Origin of the sequence: Flavobacterium sp. Arc3 (assembly GCF_041431375.1) — a bacterium.
Classification (GTDB): Bacteria; Bacteroidota; Bacteroidia; order Flavobacteriales; family Flavobacteriaceae; genus Flavobacterium.
Map to the genome: position 1 here is coordinate 139,425 of NZ_JASMRI010000004.1, position 1,191 is coordinate 140,615.

At 38.3% G+C, this 1,191-nt stretch carries 1 protein-coding gene; it reads left to right on the plus strand.

Translation table 11 applies throughout. The annotated features are described in order from the left end of the window. Window positions 1-1,191 (plus strand): HYR domain-containing protein (locus QO200_RS04290; RefSeq protein WP_371536928.1); only part of this gene is annotated, 1,191 nt, incomplete at both ends.

Consider the following 1,191-nt stretch of genomic DNA (forward strand, 5'->3'; position numbering starts at 1 on the left):
TTTGGCTGATGTTACTGGTGAATGTACTGCGACAGCGGTTGCTCCTAGTACTAAAGATAATTGTGCTGGAACAATCACGGGAACGACTACTGATCCTTTGACTTATAATACACAAGGAATTTATACAATCACATGGTCGTTCAATGATGGAAACGGAAACACTACTACAGCTATTCAAAAGGTGATTGTGAAAGATGTAACGGCTCCGGAGAAACCGACTTTGGCTGATGTTACTGGTGAATGTACTGCGACAGCCGTTGCTCCTACTACAACAGACTTATGTGCTGGAACAATCACGGGAACGACTTCAGACCCTTTGACTTATACGAAACAAGGAACTTATACAATCACATGGACTTTCAATGATGGAAATGGAAATACTACTACAGCTACTCAAAAGGTGATTGTGAAAGATGTAACTGCTCCGGTTATAAATTGTCCTGAATCTTTAACAGTAAATTTGGATTCAAACTCTTGTACTATAGTTAAAGCCAATGTAAACCTTGGAACTCCAACTTCAAATGATAACTGTGAGTTAAAATCAGTAACAAATGATGCTCCTAATATTTTCCCTATTGGAAATACTACCGTGACCTGGACTGCAACTGATATTGCTGGAAATACAGCAACTTGTACGCAAGTGGTAACTGTAATAGACAATATAAATCCAACAATAACTTGTGCTGCCCCTGTAAACATAACTTTAAACACTCAATCTATTTCTATACCAAAAGAAAATGTAGATCTTGGCACTCCAACTTCAAGTGATAACTGTGAAGTTAAATCAATAACAAATGATGCTCCGAACTTATTTCCTATTGGAAACACTACAGTAACTTGGACCGTAACAGATAATGCGGGCAATATAGCTACTTGTACACAATTGGTAACTGTAGTAGCTCCAGCTATCAAAGCTGTCAATGATATTGCGGGACCTATAAACGGTACTAACGGTGGTGATGCCGGAATCAATATACTTACAAACGATACATTAAACGGTGTAAAAGTTAATGCTACAGATGTACTGATTACTTCTACTCCAAACGGACCTCTTACGGTAAATACGGATGGAACAGTAACTGTTGCGCCAAATACTAAAGCAGGTAATTATACTGTAGATTATACAATATGTCAAGTATTGAATCCGAACAACTGTAGTACTGCTACTGTGACAGTGACTGTAGTAGCTCC